General features: G+C 36.2%; 21 protein-coding genes. 7 read left to right on the forward strand and 14 right to left on the reverse strand.

Translation table 11 applies throughout. The annotated features are described in order from the left end of the window. Positions 1-61: 61 nt before the first annotated feature. A complete protein-coding gene (serC, locus tag A6I66_RS14125) occupies positions 62-1,126 on the reverse strand; it encodes a 3-phosphoserine/phosphohydroxythreonine transaminase (RefSeq protein WP_067150710.1) in 1,065 nt (354 codons plus the stop codon). A 76-nt stretch (positions 1,127-1,202) separates the two neighbouring features. Then, on the reverse strand, positions 1,203-2,261 hold the full coding sequence (locus tag A6I66_RS14130) for an acyl-CoA reductase (RefSeq protein ID WP_067150713.1): 1,059 nt from the start codon (positions 2,259-2,261) through the stop codon (positions 1,203-1,205). A gap of 67 nt (positions 2,262-2,328) precedes the next feature. On the opposite strand from A6I66_RS14130, the gene A6I66_RS14135 reads away from it, so the two are divergent. Beyond that, complete coding sequence (locus tag A6I66_RS14135) at positions 2,329-2,682, forward strand: 4Fe-4S dicluster domain-containing protein (protein WP_067150863.1); 354 nt, start codon at positions 2,329-2,331, stop codon at positions 2,680-2,682. A 77-nt stretch (positions 2,683-2,759) separates the two neighbouring features. On the opposite strand, the gene A6I66_RS14140 is transcribed toward A6I66_RS14135, so the two are convergent. Next, positions 2,760-4,229, reverse strand: coding sequence for a carboxypeptidase-like regulatory domain-containing protein (locus A6I66_RS14140; protein ID WP_084399696.1), 1,470 nt, complete (start codon positions 4,227-4,229; stop codon positions 2,760-2,762). Between the two features lie 180 nt (positions 4,230-4,409). On the opposite strand from A6I66_RS14140, the gene ychF reads away from it, so the two are divergent. Both ychF and A6I66_RS14150 read left to right on the forward strand, forming a co-directional pair. Next, positions 4,410-5,504: a redox-regulated ATPase YchF gene (gene ychF, locus A6I66_RS14145; RefSeq protein WP_067150719.1), complete on the forward strand. Its 1,095-nt coding sequence runs from the start codon at positions 4,410-4,412 to the stop codon at positions 5,502-5,504. 121 nt (positions 5,505-5,625) lie between these two features. After that, positions 5,626-6,114: an SRPBCC family protein gene (locus A6I66_RS14150; RefSeq protein ID WP_067150722.1), complete on the forward strand. Its 489-nt coding sequence runs from the start codon at positions 5,626-5,628 to the stop codon at positions 6,112-6,114. Between the two features lie 70 nt (positions 6,115-6,184). Here the strand turns inward: A6I66_RS14150 and moaA are convergent, their stop codons facing one another. From moaA to A6I66_RS14205, 11 genes are all read right to left on the reverse strand, one after another. Continuing rightward, positions 6,185-7,192, reverse strand: coding sequence for a GTP 3',8-cyclase MoaA (gene moaA / locus A6I66_RS14155; RefSeq protein ID WP_067150725.1), 1,008 nt, complete (start codon positions 7,190-7,192; stop codon positions 6,185-6,187). A gap of 87 nt (positions 7,193-7,279) precedes the next feature. Further along, positions 7,280-8,203: a bifunctional molybdenum cofactor biosynthesis protein MoaC/MoaB gene (gene moaCB, locus A6I66_RS14160; RefSeq protein ID WP_262509420.1), complete on the reverse strand. Its 924-nt coding sequence runs from the start codon at positions 8,201-8,203 to the stop codon at positions 7,280-7,282. A 79-nt stretch (positions 8,204-8,282) separates the two neighbouring features. Continuing rightward, positions 8,283-8,639 carry a four helix bundle protein gene (locus A6I66_RS14165; protein WP_067150731.1) on the reverse strand — a complete coding sequence of 119 codons (357 nt, stop codon included), beginning with the start codon at positions 8,637-8,639 and terminating at the stop codon, positions 8,283-8,285. A gap of 55 nt (positions 8,640-8,694) precedes the next feature. Further along, a complete protein-coding gene (locus tag A6I66_RS14170) occupies positions 8,695-9,138 on the reverse strand; it encodes a molybdenum cofactor biosynthesis protein MoaE (protein WP_067150734.1) in 444 nt (147 codons plus the stop codon). Between the two features lie 60 nt (positions 9,139-9,198). After that, positions 9,199-10,293 (reverse strand): HesA/MoeB/ThiF family protein, encoded by a 1,095-nt coding sequence (gene moeB, locus A6I66_RS14175; RefSeq protein WP_067150737.1) that lies wholly within the window; start codon positions 10,291-10,293, stop codon positions 9,199-9,201. A 79-nt stretch (positions 10,294-10,372) separates the two neighbouring features. Continuing rightward, complete coding sequence (locus A6I66_RS14180) at positions 10,373-10,606, reverse strand: MoaD/ThiS family protein (protein ID WP_067150740.1); 234 nt, start codon at positions 10,604-10,606, stop codon at positions 10,373-10,375. After that, the gene (mobA, locus tag A6I66_RS14185) at positions 10,590-11,177 is read right to left on the reverse strand and encodes a molybdenum cofactor guanylyltransferase (RefSeq protein WP_067150743.1); all 588 of its coding nucleotides are present in this window, start codon (positions 11,175-11,177) and stop codon (positions 10,590-10,592) included. Before mobA ends, A6I66_RS14180 begins: the two co-directional genes overlap by 17 nt. A 1-nt stretch (position 11,178) precedes the next feature. After that, positions 11,179-11,919, reverse strand: coding sequence for a sulfite exporter TauE/SafE family protein (locus A6I66_RS14190; protein ID WP_067150745.1), 741 nt, complete (start codon positions 11,917-11,919; stop codon positions 11,179-11,181). 94 nt (positions 11,920-12,013) lie between these two features. Next, positions 12,014-12,367 carry a four helix bundle protein gene (locus tag A6I66_RS14195; protein ID WP_067150748.1) on the reverse strand — a complete coding sequence of 118 codons (354 nt, stop codon included), beginning with the start codon at positions 12,365-12,367 and terminating at the stop codon, positions 12,014-12,016. Positions 12,368-12,642: 275 nt separating this feature from the next. Beyond that, a complete protein-coding gene (locus A6I66_RS14200; RefSeq protein ID WP_067150750.1) occupies positions 12,643-12,981 on the reverse strand; it encodes a winged helix-turn-helix domain-containing protein in 339 nt (112 codons plus the stop codon). An 11-nt stretch (positions 12,982-12,992) separates the two neighbouring features. Then, on the reverse strand, positions 12,993-14,171 hold the full coding sequence (locus tag A6I66_RS14205; RefSeq protein ID WP_067150753.1) for a molybdopterin molybdotransferase MoeA: 1,179 nt from the start codon (positions 14,169-14,171) through the stop codon (positions 12,993-12,995). A 181-nt stretch (positions 14,172-14,352) separates the two neighbouring features. Between A6I66_RS14205 and A6I66_RS14210 the strand changes: the two genes are divergently transcribed. Genes A6I66_RS14210 through A6I66_RS14225 form a run of 4 tightly spaced genes read left to right on the forward strand, consistent with a single transcriptional unit; the run spans position 14,353 to position 18,241 of the window. Further along, complete coding sequence (locus tag A6I66_RS14210; protein WP_067150756.1) at positions 14,353-14,589, forward strand: hypothetical protein; 237 nt, start codon at positions 14,353-14,355, stop codon at positions 14,587-14,589. 7 nt (positions 14,590-14,596) lie between these two features. Beyond that, positions 14,597-16,924 (forward strand): molybdopterin-dependent oxidoreductase, encoded by a 2,328-nt coding sequence (locus A6I66_RS14215; RefSeq protein WP_067150759.1) that lies wholly within the window; start codon positions 14,597-14,599, stop codon positions 16,922-16,924. 2 nt (positions 16,925-16,926) lie between these two features. Continuing rightward, positions 16,927-17,625, forward strand: coding sequence for a multiheme c-type cytochrome (locus A6I66_RS14220; protein ID WP_067150762.1), 699 nt, complete (start codon positions 16,927-16,929; stop codon positions 17,623-17,625). Between the two features lie 7 nt (positions 17,626-17,632). Beyond that, positions 17,633-18,241: a cytochrome c3 family protein gene (locus tag A6I66_RS14225; RefSeq protein WP_067150765.1), complete on the forward strand. Its 609-nt coding sequence runs from the start codon at positions 17,633-17,635 to the stop codon at positions 18,239-18,241. Positions 18,242-18,248 lie beyond the last annotated feature (7 nt).

Here is an 18,248-nt window from a genome sequence, read left to right on the forward strand (position 1 = left end):
TTAGTAATTTATTTAGTTGTATTTCTAGGTTTTCACTTCCGCGGAAGCGAAAAAATATAGTTTATGCTTTGGCTTCTAATTCGCTCATAACCTCTACAAGAGCTTTTACGCTATCTAAAGGTAGTGCGTTGTACATTGAAGCTCTATATCCACCAACACTTCTGTGTCCGTTTACACCGCTAATTCCAGCTTCTTTAAGCATGGTTTCAAAAGTGTCTTTTAAGCTTTCATCGGTTAAGTTGAAAGTCGCATTCATTGGCGATCTATCTTCCTTATCAGCGAAACCTTTAAATAATGGATTTAAGTCAATTTCAGAATACATAACCGTCGATTTCTTTTCGTTTTCTGCTTCGATACCAGCAATACCACCTAAACCTTTTAACCACTCTAAAGTTAACATAGAGGTGTAAACAGGAAATACCGGAGGTGTGTTGTACATACTACCTGCTTTAATGTGTAATTGGTAATCTAAGATAGAAGGAATATCGCGAGATACTTTTCCTAAAATTTCATCTTTAACAACAACAAGCGTTGTACCAGCAGGACCCATGTTTTTTTGAGCTCCAGCATAAATTAAAGAGAATTTTGAATAGTCCATAACACGAGAAAAGATATCACTACTCATATCGCATACTAAAGGTGCGTTAGTTTGAGGAATGTCTTTAAATTGTGTTCCGAAAATGGTATTGTTTGATGTGTAATGTAAATAATCTAAATCTGAAGGAATTTCGAATCCTTTAGGAATATAGTTAAAGTTGGCATCGGCAGACGAAGCTACTTCGATAATCTCACCTACTTTTTTGGCTTCTTTTATCGCTTTACCGCTCCAAGCTCCAGTATTTATATAACCTGCTTTTTTATTTAATAGGTTTAATGCCGTCATTAGAAACTGTGTACTTGCTCCACCTTGTAAAAATAATGCGGTATAACCTTTTCCTTCTAACCCTAAAAGCTCTAATGCTAAAGCTCTTGCGTTTTCCATAATTTCAACGAAGTCTTTGCTTCGGTGAGAGATTTCAATTAAGGATAAGCCACTATTATTATAATCTACAATTGCTCCAGAAGCTTTTAATAAAACTTCTTGTGGTAAAATACTAGGTCCTGCACTAAAGTTATGTTTTTTCATTTTTCTTGGTAAAAATTAAGATGTAAAGGTCTTAATTAATTACATATTTTTAATTAAAAATTCTTTAAAAGTTTGGTCAAATCGCTAATAAAAATTCAACGGAATCTACATCATCTGCATAATCCCAAAGTTGGGGTGTTTGAGTAGCCCCAAACGGGATTTCATTTTTTGTAAATCCGTTAGACACAATACATTGAATTTGCTGTTTATTTGCATTTAGTTTTTCTTCTAAAAGGGCTTTGTTTTCGTAATATTCATAGAAAACAGTCGCTATTGGTGAAGCTAAACTTTCGTCTTCTTTAATCATGAAAAAACCATTTTCTAGCATGTCAAATTCACTCATTAAATACACAGCTTTATTATAGTCGTAATTATTGGCGTATTTAGCTTTTTCGATAATAGGATGCCAATGATAGAGGCCTTCAAAAAAAGCATCGAATGTATAGCCTTTTGGGACGTATATTTTTGATACATTACGACAGCCCAAACCATAATACCTAAAAATGTCTTCAGCAAGATTTTTTAAATCATCTTCGGATTCTTCACCAGTAAGTACAGCAACCGAGTTTCTGTTGTTTCGTATAATAGAAGGTTTGTCTTTAAAATAATATTCAAAATAACGCGCCGTGTTATTACTACCTGTAGCAATTACAGCATCGAAATTTTCTACCTTACCTTCAGTAAAAGTGATACAACCTTTAAAATGCGGTTCTACATATTCAAGATATTTTGCTAAGTAGGGCAGCAGGTGTTTATCATTAGATGATTGTTTTACCAATACATGATGCCCGCTAATTAATACCGATAAAAAATCATGAAATCCTACCAAAGGAATATTTCCAGCCATGATAATAGCTACTTGTTTTGGTGTGATATTTTCAATGGTATAAGGTTTTAACCAGGTGTTAATATTTTCAAGGGTTAAAGCATCGGCCCAAGATTTTAAAGCAAAGCGTATGTTTTCTTGAGTAAACCAACCATTGTGTTCTTCTGCTAATTTTAATTGATGTTTAAAGCCGTCGAAGAAAATATCGTTATGTTCAACAATATGATCCTTTTGGATAACTTCGTTAGAAAATTGCCTTAAAAAATCTCCTAATTTTATAAAAGCATTAATTCTTTCTTGTAATTGCATTCTGAATTTGGTTATGAAAGGTTTAGGCGTTATTTTTGCTGTTGCAAATTTAGAAAGAAAAAACGCTATGGCAATTATAATAACAGACGAATGTATAAATTGTGGTGCATGTGAACCGGAATGCCCGAATACGGCAATTTACGAAGGGGCAGATGATTGGCGCTACAAAGATGGTACGAGTTTGGACGGAACAGTAGTATTAACAAACGGAACAGAAGTTGACGCCGATGAAGCTCAAGAACCTATAAGTGATGAGGTTTACTACATCGTTCCAGATAAATGTACAGAATGTAAAGGATTCCATGATGAACCACAGTGTGCTGCAGTATGTCCTGTAGATTGTTGTGTTCCTGATGATGATCACGTGGAAACAGAAGACGAATTACTAGCGAAACAACGTTTTATGCACCCTGATGGGTAGAGCGATGTGTCGTTACAACATATAAAAAAAGGTCTCAAGCATTGTTTGAGACCTTTTTTTTTGTGTTAAGTTAAAAGTTAAGGATTAACATTAAAGTTTTTCATCTCATTAAGCGGTTCTAGAATTTCCTCATTCCCCCAAAAGCTTTTATCAAAGGCGTCTAGTTGTGTGTACTCAATGGCTTTATTTTGTTTCATATTTTTGAATTCTTCGGAAGTTAAATCAGAATGGGACGTGAAAAGGATTTCCTGTTTAAAGCGATTATCTCCTTCCAGCCTACAACTAAATCTTACTTTGTATCTATCGCTACTGTTTTCTATAAATGTTACATCTCTATTAGCATAGAAATAACTGCCATAATTATGTTTTATATACTTTGGTTGGTAGGCGTTATTGTTATTTTTTTCGAATATTATAGTGCCGTTGCTAATGGAATGGATGTACTTTAGACCTAAAAGGAATTTGAAATTTATTTTTTTACCGTGTCGATCTTCATAAAAATCGTAATCGACTTGGGTAATAGCAAACGAGTCGCCATTTATATAAATTAAGCCAGTGTATTTAGCTCTTTCCTTACTTGGCGTAAATTGTATAATATAGATAAGGTCATCGTTAAATGTGGTTGTTTTAAGTGTGTAATCGTATAATTTCGGGTTTATTAATTTGTCTAGAAACGAGTTTTTATAAAATAAGGCACGACGTAGTGTTTTTCTGGTAGAGCTGTTTAAAGCATTTAATTGATATTCTTTTTTTTGCAGATCTTTAACCTTATCGTCGTTCAAATCGAGAGAATCTTCGAGCTTGAAAAAGCCTGATTTTATTTTGTAGGTTTTTGAACTGTCTAAGTATTTCAGTACGATGCGTTGTGATTTTTCTTGAATGTCATCGAGTGAAAAGTTATTCTTAGAATCTAGGATTTTTGTGGCTTTACTAGCTTCTATTTTGGTGCTGTCCTTGTTCAAAACATATAAATTCCCTTTAAAATCTTCAAATTGAATGATGTTCCCTTCCTTGACTTCTTTAGCCATGGCTTCCAATTCGCGATTTGCCGATTGTAAATTTCGCTTTTTAATATGTGAGGCTTTTTCGATTTCAAAGTCTAGCTTTTTAAAATCGGCATAATTGGTCGTACGACTAAAAATACCATGATTAATGAGATTGATTTGATAGTTTGAGCCGATGTTTTCTCGAACCTTAGCCATAATACTCTCGGCGTTTAGGGGTTTATTACTTATAAAAACTTCATCCAATTGATTAATAGCTGTTTTTAATTGAATAATAGCATGTTCAGTTTTTATCAGGTCTACTGGTATTGTTTTTTGCTCAAAACCCAAACATGAAATGGTAAGTGATGTTATAGAATCGTTTATAATAAGGGTGAAAAAGCCTTCTTCATTGGAAATAACGCCAGTATTCATATTGGTTTTTACGTTGGCATAAGGAATGGCTTTTTTATTGTCTTTCGCTACAATTTGAGCACTAAAATTTTGAGAATAGCCCATGAAACCAGTCAGGCAAAGTAGGATAAGAAGCAATAAATATTTCATTGAAACTAGTTTATAGGCATTCAGCAATTAAAGCTTAAAATTGTTACAAAAAATAATAAAGGAATTAACTACATTTGCACTCGCAAAACAAGTTGCTATCTAGTTAGTAACTTCTTGAGCTAAATTATTATTTAAAAAGAAGATTTCCGATGTCTCGGAAATAAAAAATACATTTTTCAAATGAAAGCAGGTATAGTAGGATTGCCAAACGTAGGAAAATCAACATTATTTAATTGTTTATCTAATGCCAAAGCGCAGAGTGCTAACTTTCCGTTTTGTACTATAGAGCCTAATATAGGTGTTGTAAACGTACCAGATCCTCGTTTAGAGAAGTTGGAAAGCTTGGTTAACCCAGAGCGTGTGCTTCCTGCTACTGTAGAGATTGTAGATATCGCAGGTTTAGTAAAAGGCGCTAGTAAAGGTGAAGGTTTAGGAAACCAATTCTTAGCTAATATTCGTGAAACCGATGCTATTTTACACGTTTTACGTTGTTTCGATAACGATAATATTGTTCACGTTGATGGTAATGTGAACCCTATTCGTGATAAAGAGACGATCGATATGGAGCTGCAATTGAAAGATTTAGAGACTGCTGAAAAGAAGTTAGATAAAGTGAAGCGTGCTGCTAAAACAGGAAATAAAGAGGCTCAAAAGGAAGAAGCTGTTTTATTAAAAATTAAGGCTGGTTTAGAGGCCGGAACATCGGTGAGAGCTTTAGAATTTTCTGAAGAAGATTATGAGGATTTTGTAATTCCATCACAGTTTATTACCGATAAGCCTGTAATGTATGTATGTAATGTTGATGAAGGTGCTGCTGTTACAGGTAACGCTTACGTAGAGCAGGTTAAAGAAGCTGTTAAAGATGAAAATGCCGAAGTACTTGTTTTGGCTGTTGGAACGGAAGCAGATATTAATGAATTAGAAGACTACGAAGAACGCCAAATGTTCTTACAAGACATTGGTTTAGATGAAGCTGGATCGGCGAAACTAATTCGTGGGGCGTATAAATTATTAAACCAACAAACGTATTTTACAGCAGGTGTGAAAGAGGTTCGTGCTTGGACGGTTGATATAGGAGCTACAGCACCTCAAGCTGCTGGTGTGATCCACACTGATTTTGAAAAAGGATTTATTCGTGCCGAAGTAATTGCTTATAACGATTATGTAGAGTACGGTAGTGAAGCTAAAGTTAAAGAAGCTGGAAAAATGCGGGTTGAAGGAAAAAATTATATCGTTAAAGATGGCGATGTCATGCATTTCTTATTTAACGTATAAACTAAACGTTAAGTTAACGGGAATTTTATGTAAAGTTGAAGGGTTCGAGTCAAGTTCTATTTTTTCTCTAATGGAATTTGACTATGTTTGCGCACCAAATATTTTAGAACCAACCAACTAAATGCCAACCATCGTTCTTGAGTCGGAGATACATTCCGATATTAAAACCTGCTTTGATTTAGCAAGAAGCATCGATATGCTTAAAGAATCTTTAAAGCAGACTAAGGAAATTCCTATTGCTGGAAAAACAACAGGACTCATTTCTGAAGGGGAGTGGGTGAGTTGGGAAGCCAATCATTTGGGGGTTGTTCAGCATTTAACTTCAAAAATTGTAGCGTTTGAAAGTCCGTATTATTTCGTAGATGAAATGGTTTTAGGTGCTTTTAAATCCTATCGTCACGAGCATCGTTTCAAAGAAAAGAATGGTATCACCATTATGACGAATACATTCCATTTTGAATCACCGTTAGGTATTTTAGGCAAAATAATCAATAAGCTATTTTTAAAGCGGTATATCACCAATCTTTTGAAGAAGAGAAACAAAATGCTGAAGTTTGTTGCCGAAAGTGAAAACACTTTAGATTTTCTTCAAATGATTAGTAAGGGATAGGTTTCTTGTTATTAATGCTGATTTTTAGGTGTTTATAGTCTTAAGTCAGAAAATTGTCTCATCTCAATAATTACCCTCCAATAGCCGTCATACTCCTATTATTAGTATGCAATTCCGGTTCTTGAAGTTTTTTTAAGGTATCCATACCACCGCGGACTTTCAATTTAGCCCATACCGCTTTTTGAATCACGGGTTCAATAGATTTTCCAGCACGTAGCGTAGTTAATAAATCCGATTCGGTTGAAGAAAACAAACAGTTTTTAAGTTGGCCGTTTGCTGTTAAACGTAATCTGTTACAAGAATCGCAAAACGGATTGGTTACCGAGCTTATAATCGCAAAAGAACCTTGATAGCCTTTAATTCTATAGTTTTTAGAGGTATCGTTAGGCGCATCTTGTAAGCGTTCTACTTCGTCTTCCGCGAAAGCGTCGTGAACATAACGCATCACTTCAGCATAAGACACCATTTTACTCATGTCCCATTTGTTACCATCAAAAGGCATGAATTCTATAAAGCGCACCGAAACAGGTAAATCTTTGGTGAAATTAATAAAATCGATGATTTCATTTTCATTAAACCCTTTCATTAAAACGGCATTAACCTTTACAGTGAAGCCTTCTTTAACTAAAAGTAAAATGTTGTTGTACACCTTTTTAAACTCATGGCGGCGTGTAATGTGTTTAAATTTACCTTCATCTAAAGAATCCAAACTCACATTGATTTTATTAACGCCGTATTTTTTTAATACATCGATATATTTATCAATAATCACCGCATTAGACGTGATAGAAAGTTCTACCGGTAAAGTGGCGAGTTTTTCCAAAATAATAGGGATGTCTTTTCTAATTAAAGGTTCGCCACCTGTTAATCTAATTTTGGTAACCCCGTTATCTACAAAAGTTTTGGCGATTTCGTAAATCTCCTCATAAGTCATTAAACTACTTTTCGGAGATAACTTTACACCTTCTTCGGGCATGCAATAGGTACACCTTAAATTACAGCGTTCGATAAGTGATATACGCAAATAAGCGTGATCTCTACCGTGTGAATCTTGTAATATGTTTTTGTTCTCGCTCATTACTTTAATTTGTTTATTTGTTTAGCTGTGTATTTGTTTAATCGGTTAATCGACTCAACGATTAAACAATTCAACGCATCAACATTTTTAATCATGTCTAGCCCCCTTCAATATTCTAAAACTATGCAAAACCCCAGGGAAAATCGCATCCATAGATTCTTTAGCACCGTTAGTCGACCCAGGAAGTGCCAAAACTAGCGTGTCTGAAATCGTGCCAGCAACACTTCTTGAAAGCATGGAAAACGGCGTACGTTCTTGTCCGTAACCACGAATGGCCTCTTCAATTCCTGGTATGCGTCTGTCTAAAATTGGAAGTAAAGCTTCAGGTGTAACATCTCTACCCGAAAGCCCTGTGCCTCCTGTGTAAATCACCATATCGATACCTTGTTCCTGATAGTTTTTAGCTTTTTGCTGAATGATGTCTTTTTCGTCAGGGATAATCACGTATTCTGATATTTTAACCCCAGACTCTTCAAGCTTTTTAATAATGGCTTTCCCGGCTTTATCTTCTTTATGTCCCGCCGAAATGGTATCACTACAAACTACAACAGCAGCCGTTAAATCTTTTCGGAAACGGTCTTTAAAGTCAGATTTCCCACCTTTTTTATTAAGGAGTTTGATGGCGTGAATTTCAATGCCTTTATCTATTGGTTTTAGCATGTCGTACATGTTAAGCGCTACAACACTTGCACCGTGCATAGCTTCTACTTCAACGCCTGTTTTATAGATGGTTTTCACGGTAAAAATCACCGAAATCTCCAAGCCATTAATTTCATATTCAACGCCTGTAAACTCAATAGGCAAGGGATGGCAGTCAGGTAAAATATCTGGCGTGCGTTTTACACCTAAAAGCCCTGCTGCCTTACTCATAGCAAATACATGCCCCTTAGGAACCGTATCATTTTTAATAGCTTCTATAGTTTCTGGTTTACTAACTTTTACCACAGCTTGTGCTACTGCTGTACGTAATGTGGTGTTTTTATGTGTGATGTCGACCATTTTGATGTGGATTTGTTTATTTGTTTAATTGTTTAGACGGGTAATCGGGTAAACGATTTAACTCATCATTGATTAAACAAGTTTTAATAATTTAATTGTGCTTTTTTAATGCATTTAGCTTATTTGATATTTTTTCAATGTCGTTTCTTACTGATTGATAATCTGTTTCATTAATGAAGTCTAATTCATTAGCGATAATAATTTGATTTAAAACTTCCATTAGCGAACTAAAAGCAATGGTTGTAAAATGTGCTTTGTCTTTATTCGTGTTTCTCGAAGTACCTTCCGCTAAATTTGAAGCTACAGAAACAGATGCTCTTCTAAGTTGATTTGTTAATCCGAATTTTTCATCGTTTGGAAATTCACGAGTCACATTATATATGGTTTTTACTAATTCTTTGGAGTCTATCCAAACCGTTAGTTTTTCAAATGAAAACGTATATGCCATGTGTTACTTTTTACAATTAAACAGTTAAACAAATCAACGATTAAACACAAAACACTTACGTGTTTAGCTTCCACTGATGCGAATGGTCTTCAAAAATTTCTTTTCCAAAAACAGGAACATCGGCTTTAATGGCTTCAACGATGTATTCTAGAGCTTCGAAAACTACTTTTCGTCTTGGTGAAGACACGAATACGAATAAGCAAATTTCGCCTGCTTTTACAGTGCCCAAACTGTGGTAAATGTGCATGCAGGTTAAGTCGAATTTCTCGAAAGCCGACTCACGAATGTCATGGAATTTCTGATTAGCCATATCCTCGTATGCCGTGTATTCTATGGCAGAAACGGTTTTGCCATCAATCTCATCGGCACGAACTTGTCCGAGGAAAATATTATGTGCGCCAATACTAGTTTTTGTTTGATGTTTGTAAATAGAATTCCCAATAAAATCAGATGTTATTGCACCTTCTTGAAATACGTTTTTAGGTTTCTTTGTTTCCATAATGTATGTTTTTCAGACCTTCTAGGTTTTAAAAACTGAAGGGTCTTGTTATTATAAATTTTATGATTTCACTGATTTAGTTTCCAATTGCTCATTCAAATAATCATTAATTTCCGCAGCGCCTTCATTCAGACTAAAACAATTAGTAACACCCAATTCATGAAGTCGTTCTACAGCATGTTCACTACGTATTCCTGCTTGACAAAAAACATAAGCCTTTTTGGAAGGGTCTATGTTGATGTATGCTTCTTCTATTTCCGATAGCGGTACATAGGTGATAGGAACAGCTTCAACTTTTGGTTGTTCGTGGTCTTCTCGTACATCGATAAATTGCACGTTGTCTTCTAATGAAACATCATAAATAGATATGTTTTCAGTTGAAACTTCACAGCCCATGTTGATGTGTTGCTTTTGAAAATTAGCTTTGTCTTTTAAGACCGATTCAATAGCGCTTTCCGAACGGTTGATTTTTAAAATCGTGTTTTGAAGCGTTAATGCATTGTAGCATAAAAGTTGTCCTGAAAGCACGTTACCAATCCCTAAAATAATTTTTAAGACTTCGTTAGCCTGCATGGTGCCTATAATGCCTGGAAGCACGCCTAACACACCAATTTCAGAGCAGTTAGGAACAGCACCTTTTTCTGGCGGATTCGGGAAAAGACAGCGGTATGAAGGGCCGTTTTGATAATTAAATACCGAAACCTGTCCTTCAAACTTAAAAATAGAACCAAAAACGAGTGGTTTGTTGGTGATTACGCAGGCATCGTTTACCAAATAGCGTGTTTCAAAATTATCGGAGCCATCTACTATAACATCGTACTGTTCGAAAAGTTCTAAAGTATTTTGATGTGTTAAGCGTTCGGGGTAGGTGTTTATGGTAACGTCAGCGTTTAAATCTGATAAACGTTCTTTAGCGGCAAGGGCCTTGTTTTTTCCTATAGAAGCGCTACCAAATAAAATTTGACGTTGTAAGTTTGATAAGTCTACCGTATCAAAATCGATGATGCCAATAGTGCCAACACCAGCTGCTGCGAGGTATTGCAAGATTGGACAGCCTAAACCACCAGCGCCAATGGTTAATACTTTGGCTTTGGAAATTTTATCTTGTCCTTCTTGTCCAATTTCTGATAGTATGATGTGTCTGTTGTATCTCATATTTATGTTTATTTGTTGAACTGTTTAATCGTGTAATCGTTCAAACGATTAAACAAATAAACAGTTAAACCGTTATAAATTACCCGCCCGCAAAAGGAGGTAACAATGCAATTTCTTGTCCGTTTACTAAAGCATCTGTAGCAACCAATTCCTGATTCTGGGCTACTTGAAAATCTTTGGTTTTCAAAGCTTCATATTTAGCATACAAAAGCGTTAAAAGCTCCGAAATTTGTTTCCCTGAAAACTCTAAAGTTTCTTCGCTTATCTGTGTGACTTCAGCAATAAGTCCGAAATATTTAATGGTTAATAGCATCTTTCAATTGTTTTAGTTCTTCTTGTGTGTTTACATTCATAGTACTTTGCTGTTCTTCTTCCGTATTTAAAACCACATTTTTAACCTTACAGTTATTCACTGCAATACGTAAGCGTCTTTCATCATTTTCAACCAAATTTTTAAAAATAGGCGCACATCGCTTGTGGTACAAAGCAATGAGTGGCATGGATTTATTGTTGCTTTCAATTTGAATGATATCGAAATCGGTATCCATATTCAGAATAAGCTTTTCTAAAATGGATGTCCGAATCAACGGAATATCGCAACTTAAAACCAAGTTGTAATCGGTTTTTGAAGCTTCTAATCCAGCGGCAATGCCTGCTACGGGTCCTGCATTTTTAATATTATCACTTATCCTTTTATAATTTAAAGCATCATGAGTCGTATGGTCTGAAACGATTATGATTTCAGAAACCAAAGGCATTAAGGCATCAATACTGTATTGGATAAAGGGTTTTCCGTTAAGGCTTAAAAAACCTTTATCGGTACCCATCCGGCTACTTTTTCCGCCAGATAAAACAAGGCCTGTTATGTGTTTTTTATCTATCATTTTATGTGAAAAATAATTTAGCACAAGCTATAATGAGTACAAAGGCTAAAATGTATCGTAGTTTGGTGTTATTAATTTTTTTACTGCCGTAATAACCGCCTAAAACGCCTCCAATTAAGGCGATGGCGACTAATAAAAACGATTCTTTTTCAATAGTTACGCCGCTACTTATTTGTCCGATTAGTCCCGCTGCAGAATTCACCCAAATAAAAAGAGCAGAAACGGCTGCGGCTTCCTTCATTTTGCCCCAATGCAAGAGTAAAATAACAGGCGTTAATATAATGCCGCCCCCAATACCTATCAGCCCTGAAAAGAATCCGATAATACCACCAACAATTAAACCATGCCAAAGCTTAACATCTTTAATTTTGTCGTTTTCTTTTCCGAATACATTCATCATTTTTAGAATGGCAAAAATTAATAAAACGGCTAGAATTTTTTTATAAATAGATGCATCAACTTCAATAGTGCCTCCTAAAAAAGCCAAAGGAATGGAAGCGATGGCGAAGCTTATAAATAGTTTTTTATTGAAAAAACCAGCTTTATAATAGTAGTAGAATGAAATCCCTGCCACAAAAAGGTTAAGCAATAAAGCGGTAGGCTTCATGGTTTCTGGTGCAAATGAAAACAAAGCCATAAGCGCCAAATAGCCACTTGCGCCACCGTGCCCCACACTTGAGTAGAGAAAGGATACAATGGGTAAGATTGCTAGGAATATGTATATGTTTTCGGTTTGGAGCATGTTTTTTTGAGTTAAAAGTGCCTAGAGTGCCTAAAGTATTTAAAGTTAAAAGTTAAAAGTGCCTGAAGTATTTAAAGTTACTATTGTTTGAAGTTCAAAGTTTGTTTGCTATTGCAGTAAACAGTGCTAGGAGTTCTTTCGTTTCTTTTATTACGGGGTTTAACTTTTCATTTTCTATCCAATTCAAATCTTTTATTATTTCTATCCAATATTCGGTTTCGCTAGCTTCACTTTCTGAAATTTTAATTTTGTTTTTAAAGTCTCGCTGACTCCGTGATCTATTCGCTTCACGATAATTTGCACCGATACTGGTACCTGATTTTGTTATCTGATTTTTAATAACTTTTGCTTCTACAGTTTGTGGTAATAAAGAGGATATTTTAATTATGGATATTCCAAATTGTCGTGTTCTAAACTCTAGTTTCTTAGCAAATTCTTTATTATCCATTATTTTTAATTTATCACTTTTATATCTCTGTTCCTGTAATTTTAGTAAACTTCAGTCTCTTTTTTAACATGTGTCGTCTAACCTTAGTACACTTTAGGCACTTTTTTTAACACGTCCTCCAAATTTTAAATACTTCCAACTTTAGCACACTTTAGGCACTTTTTTAGCACGTTCCTCTAACTTTAAGTACTTCCAACTTTAGCACACTTTAGGCACTTTTTTAGCACGTTCCTCTAACTTTAAGTACTTTCAACTTTAGCGCACTTTAGGCACTTCTACAACAACTCCAACTTCTCCATCTGTTCATCTAAAAAATCCCAGCAATTCTGATTGATTTCATCAAAGGTTTTAATGAGTGCTTGTCCGTAGGGAGTGAGTGCTACACCGCCTCCGCCTTTACCGCCAATGCTATTTATGGTTACTGGTTTTTTAGCCGATTTATTTACCGAATCCAATAAATGCCATGCTTTTTTATAGGATAGGTTTAAAGCCTTAGCGCCTTTTGAAAGCGATCCCGTTTCATGAATGGCTTTTAATAAATGTACACGGCCTTCACCTAATAGGACATTATTATTAGATTCGATCCATATGCGACTTTTTATTTTATAACTCATGTAAAAAGGGTTTAGTTTGGTAATAGAATCACGTTCACTTTATCGTTTTCTGAAATTACATTCAGTTCCCCAGGCATAAACACTAAGGCGTTGGAAAGCGCAAAAGTGTGGAGCATGGATGAATTCTGACCTTCTAATATATCAACCTGACCATTATTATATATCGCCTTTAAAAATTGAGGTCTATCACCACGTTTATTAAATGTAGATCTTGAAATTCCTTCTGTACGAGATAATTCCAATTCATGGCGATTCATAAATTGTTGTAAAGCGATATACACATACACATAGAAACAGGTTAGGGCAGCGGCTGGATTTCCTGGTAAGGCAAAAATTTGAGTGGCTCCTTTTTTTCCGTAGAAAAGTGGTTTTCCTGGTTTTTGAGCCACTTTATAAAAGTGTTCTTCAACTTCTAGTTCCTTTAAAGCTTTGCCAACAAAGTCGTAATCGCCTACTGAAATGCCTCCGGTTATAAGTACCAAATCATTTTCATCAACCGCTGTTTTTAGCGTCGATACGGTTTGCTTATAATCATCTTCCACTTTATAAGAAGTGATGTCGTAAAACTTTAAATTGTAGAGCACACTTAAAAGCATTTTAGAATTACTCTCGTAAATTTTACCGTATGTCAGGTCTTGCCCGGGCTCTATAAGTTCGTTACCCGTGGTAACTAGTGCTATTTTAGGTTTTCTATAAACATTAACATGGGTAATCCCTAGAGATAATAGATATCCTATGGCTGCCGGAGTTAATTTGGTGCCTTTTTTAAGGGCGATATCACCCGTTTTAACCTGTTCGCCAAGCGGACGAATATTCAGTTCTAAATCAATTTGATGTGCTATGTCGATAGTTTTTCCGTGGTTTTCTACTTTTTCCTGCATCATCACAGCATTGGCAGTATCGGGAACTGCAGCTCCTGTAAAAATGCGAACTGCTTCGCCAGATTTTAAGGTCGGATTTAAAGCATCACCAGCTTTAATTTCACCAATCAATTGGTAGGTTAAATCATCATGAAGATGTAACGCATAACCATCCATGGCCGATTGTCTAAAAGGCGGCATGCTTATAGGTGATTTTACATCTTCAAAAAGTATATAGCCTCCAGCTTTTTCTACGGACTTATTACAGCTTTCAAGTAGCGATTTGCTGTTGTTTTTAACTATTGAAATGGCTTCAGAAATAGAAATCATACAGTTTGTTTTCGTTATGTCTTTGCAAATATAACGAAAATTTAAAAGTACGTATCGTATGATTCTTTTGAAGGCTTATTATTTAGATTTTGTCTAAATAATTGAGAATATGATAATTGTCATGTTTTATTTTGCTAATTTAATAGAGTTTTAAACTCAATTTTAACAAAATGCTAATGCTATGCCAATAAAAAGTTATTTAGCTTATCCTCAAGACGGTAAAAAGGATGTTTTAATTTCCGAATTGCTAAATATTTCTTACTGCGACGTCATTCCTTCAGAGAATGAAGACCTCATTATAGTGGTTACCGAAACCGAAAATCAAAAACAAGACGATACTTTAAAAGCAACCATAGAAGGCCTAGATAGTTTAAAACTTTTGGCTATGGTTTCTGGCTTCAATACACCAAAAAACTAATTGTATTATGCACGATACTTTATTAAACCGACGAAATTTTATTAAAAAAATGGCCATCATGTCGGCCATGACAGCCGCAGCAACCATGTTCCCTGGAATTATTTTTGCCGATGAACAGGAAAAGAATTTACCTGAAGGTGGCGATTTAGAATGGAAAAAAGGACCTTGTCGTTTTTGTGGTGTAGGTTGTGGTGTTTTAATTGGGGTTGATAAGGGCAAGGCTGTTGCTGTTAAAGGTGACCCTAATTCGTCAGTAAACAAAGGTTTGTTATGTGTGAAGGGCTATCACCAAATTATGTGTATTCAGGCCGAAGATCGTTTAACACACGCACTGGTAAAGAAAAATGGTAAATATGTTCAAACGCCTTTAAATGAAGCTTTAGATATTGTAGCTAATAAAATGAAGGAGACCATGGATAAACACGGTAAAGATGCTGTGGCTATGTATACGTCGGGGCAATCTACTATTCCCGAAGGTTATGTGGCTTCGAAACTCATGAAAGGAGCTATTGGTACTAACAACCTCGATTGTAATGCGCGTTTGTGTATGGCAAGTGCTGTAACGGGGTTTTTAACCACTTTTGGCGCCGATGAGCCTATGGGCTGCTACGAAGATATCGATCATGCTGATTATTTTATCACTTGGGGTAATAATATGGCAGAAATGCATCCTGTATTGTTCTCAAGAATGTTAGAAGAGAAGAATAGACGTGGGGCTAAAATTATAGATTTCGCAACTAGAACGACGCGATCTAGTATGGCCTCCGATAGATCTATATTATTTGAACCTCAAACCGATTTAGCTGTAGCTAACGCGATTTGTTATGAGATAATAAATAACGGTTGGGTTAATAAGGCATTTGTAGAAAATCATGTGAATTTCAGCAAGGGCTTAACGAATATGGGTTATGGATTAGAAGATAACTATGCTTTTACCGATAAACCAACTAAAATCGATTTTGAAGATTATAAAGCATTTTTAGAAGATTATACGCCAGAAAAAGTAGCGAAATACTCTAAAGTGTCAGTTAAAGATATAAAGTTTTTGGCGCATGTTTATGGCGATCCAAATACTAAAGTGGTGTCCTATTGGTGTATGGGTATGAATCAACACACCCGTGGAACGTGGATAAATAATTTAGTATACAACATCCATCTTTTAACAGGGAAAATTTCTCAGCCAGGTAATGGTCCGTTTTCATTAACCGGACAACCTTCGGCTTGTGGTACAGCCAGAGAGGTTGGTACATTTACACATAAATTACCTCATGGCGTAGTAACCAACGCTAAGGATAGAGCCTTAGCAGCGAAAATATGGAAGGTGCCGGTTGAAAGAATTCCGTCGAAACCTACATACCATGCTACAGAAATGTTTAGAGCGGTAGATCGTGGCGATATAAAGTTTATTTGGACTCAGGCTACTAATCCTTTGGTGTCCTTACCTAAAACAAGTCGTTACCGTCCGGGCATGGAAAAGGAATCTTGTTTTGTGGTGGTTTCAGATGTGTTTCCTACACCAACTTCCGATGTGGCCGATGTGATTTTACCAGCGTCTTGGCATATCGAAAAAAGTGGTCTCTATGGAAACTCGGAACGCAGAACGCAGCATTGGGATAAAATGGTTGATGGTCCTGGTGAAACAACTCCAGATGCTTGGATGTTTATTGAAGTTGCTAAACGCATGGGCTATGGCGATTTGTTTCCATATAGTCGAGAGAATCATGTTGAAGAGATTTTTAACGAATACAGACAGTTTCACGAAGGGGCAAAACACGGTATGGCACCGTTAGAGGTTCTTAAAAGAGAATCGGGGGTTATTTGGCCATACGTAGATGGGAAATCGACACAATGGCGCTTTAATTCTAAGTATGATCCGGCTTGCGATCCTAAGAAAGATTTCGATTTTTATGGAAAACCAGATGGTCGAGCTGTTATTTGGCAGCGCCCTTATGAGCCCGCTCCAGAAGTTCCAGATAGCGAATATCCTTTCTGGTTAAATACAGGACGTGTTATAGAACACTGGCATACAGGTTCCATGACCCGCCGCATCCCCGTATTGCATAAAGCCATGCCACATGCTTATGTGGAACTGCATCCCGATGATGCCGCTCGTTTAGGGATTGTTAATGGTGAAAAATTAAAAGTGACATCACGTCGTGGCTCTTGTGTTTTACCGGCTTCTATTAATGAAAGAGGCTTGCCAACCAAAGGACAGGTTTTTGTGCCGTTTTTTGATGAAAATATGCTGATTAACGATGTGACTTTAGATGCTTTTTGTCCGATTTCTAAAGAACCCGATTATAAAAAATGTGCTGTTAAAGTTGAAAAAGCTTAGTCATGAGAAAAAGGTTAGGTATCATATCGTTTTTCGTTCTGCTCTTTGTAGCCTTTATTGCTATTTGGGGTTATAGTTATCAAACAGGTCTCGAAGAGGCTTATATTCCTCTTGAAACCAATGAGCATATAACGGCTATTCCTTCGGAAACAGGTGTTTTTAAACGCGCCGAGTTTGCCTTAGATTATGCCAATATGCCTATTGATGAAACCCACCAAAGGTCTATAGAAGATTATTATGATAATAGAGCCTTTCACGGGGCGCCACCAAGTATTCCGCACCCTGTTGCTATCGAGCGTAGTATGGGAGAGAATGTGTGCTTAAAATGTCATCAAAACGGTGGTTATGTCGATAAATTTTCTGCTTATGCTCCGGTGACGCCGCATCCAGAGATGGTGAATTGCAGACAATGTCATGTGGCTCAAAAGACTGAAAAGGTATTCAAACCTAATCATTTTGAAAAGGTAAAAGCACCTGCTGTAGGTGTTAACAATGCACTAACTGGGAGTCCGCCAATTATTCCACATCAAATTCAAATGCATGAAAACTGTTTGTCATGTCATGGAGGACCAGGGGCGCCTAAAGAAATTAGAGTCACACATCCCGAGCGGATTAATTGTAGGCAATGTCACGTGCCTAATAATAAGGAAATGACCGATATAGGAACTTTTAAAAGAGCGAATACTAATGCTGTGCAATAGATATATTATGAATAGAATCCTTTTAAGCTTTGTTTTATTAGTCAGCTTTTTTTCGTGTAAGCACGGAGAAGGTGAATACCATGGAGTTATCGAAAAGATAAATGCTGAAGGCGAACATTATAAAGGAACTTCCATTTCATCTGAAAAATATTTAGAAGATATGGAGATGTTACAAATCACAGAAGGTGAACATACCTTTTTAATTCCCGAGCGCAAAGGAGAAATACGATCTTATGCTTGTACCGAATGTCATTCGAAACCTTTAGAAGACATGCATAGTGAAGGCATGAAAAAGGCACACTGGGATATTAAAATAGTTCACGCCAATGAAAATACCATGAATTGTGTGACGTGCCACAATCCTAGTAACATGAATGAGTTAAAAAGTCTAACAGGGAGAGATATTGATTTCAATAAAAGTTATCAATTATGCAGCCAATGTCACACCAAGCAATTTGAAGATTGGAAAGGTGGCGCGCATGGAAAACGCCTTGGAGGTTGGGCACCGCCAAGAGCTGCAATGACCTGTGTAAATTGTCATAACCCACACAAACCACACTTCGAGTCTAGGTGGCCAGCACGTTTTAATACTACCGTAGACGAAGAGCGTAAATAATAAACGA

Source organism: Pseudotamlana agarivorans (genome assembly GCF_001642835.1).
Classification (GTDB): Bacteria; Bacteroidota; Bacteroidia; order Flavobacteriales; family Flavobacteriaceae; genus Pseudotamlana; species Pseudotamlana agarivorans.

Bases quoted from the DNA above. Each gene is read 5' to 3' on its own strand.
- serC (WP_067150710.1), bottom strand. From the start codon at position 1,126: ATGAAAAAACATAACTTTAGTGCAGGACCTAGTATTTTACCACAAGAA.
- A6I66_RS14130 (WP_067150713.1), bottom strand. From the start codon at position 2,261: ATGCAATTACAAGAAAGAATTAATGCTTTTATAAAATTAGGAGATTTT.
- A6I66_RS14135 (WP_067150863.1), top strand. From the start codon at position 2,329: ATGGCAATTATAATAACAGACGAATGTATAAATTGTGGTGCATGTGAA.
- A6I66_RS14140 (WP_084399696.1), bottom strand. From the start codon at position 4,229: ATGAAATATTTATTGCTTCTTATCCTACTTTGCCTGACTGGTTTCATG.
- ychF (WP_067150719.1), top strand. From the start codon at position 4,410: ATGAAAGCAGGTATAGTAGGATTGCCAAACGTAGGAAAATCAACATTA.
- A6I66_RS14150 (WP_067150722.1), top strand. From the start codon at position 5,626: ATGCCAACCATCGTTCTTGAGTCGGAGATACATTCCGATATTAAAACC.
- moaA (WP_067150725.1), bottom strand. From the start codon at position 7,192: ATGAGCGAGAACAAAAACATATTACAAGATTCACACGGTAGAGATCAC.
- A6I66_RS14165 (WP_067150731.1), bottom strand. From the start codon at position 8,639: ATGGCATATACGTTTTCATTTGAAAAACTAACGGTTTGGATAGACTCC.
- A6I66_RS14170 (WP_067150734.1), bottom strand. From the start codon at position 9,138: ATGGAAACAAAGAAACCTAAAAACGTATTTCAAGAAGGTGCAATAACA.
- moeB (WP_067150737.1), bottom strand. From the start codon at position 10,293: ATGAGATACAACAGACACATCATACTATCAGAAATTGGACAAGAAGGA.
- A6I66_RS14180 (WP_067150740.1), bottom strand. From the start codon at position 10,606: ATGCTATTAACCATTAAATATTTCGGACTTATTGCTGAAGTCACACAG.
- mobA (WP_067150743.1), bottom strand. From the start codon at position 11,177: ATGATAGATAAAAAACACATAACAGGCCTTGTTTTATCTGGCGGAAAA.
- A6I66_RS14190 (WP_067150745.1), bottom strand. From the start codon at position 11,919: ATGCTCCAAACCGAAAACATATACATATTCCTAGCAATCTTACCCATT.
- A6I66_RS14195 (WP_067150748.1), bottom strand. From the start codon at position 12,367: ATGGATAATAAAGAATTTGCTAAGAAACTAGAGTTTAGAACACGACAA.
- A6I66_RS14200 (WP_067150750.1), bottom strand. From the start codon at position 12,981: ATGAGTTATAAAATAAAAAGTCGCATATGGATCGAATCTAATAATAAT.
- A6I66_RS14205 (WP_067150753.1), bottom strand. From the start codon at position 14,171: ATGATTTCTATTTCTGAAGCCATTTCAATAGTTAAAAACAACAGCAAA.
- A6I66_RS14210 (WP_067150756.1), top strand. From the start codon at position 14,353: ATGCCAATAAAAAGTTATTTAGCTTATCCTCAAGACGGTAAAAAGGAT.
- A6I66_RS14215 (WP_067150759.1), top strand. From the start codon at position 14,597: ATGCACGATACTTTATTAAACCGACGAAATTTTATTAAAAAAATGGCC.
- A6I66_RS14220 (WP_067150762.1), top strand. From the start codon at position 16,927: ATGAGAAAAAGGTTAGGTATCATATCGTTTTTCGTTCTGCTCTTTGTA.
- A6I66_RS14225 (WP_067150765.1), top strand. From the start codon at position 17,633: ATGAATAGAATCCTTTTAAGCTTTGTTTTATTAGTCAGCTTTTTTTCG.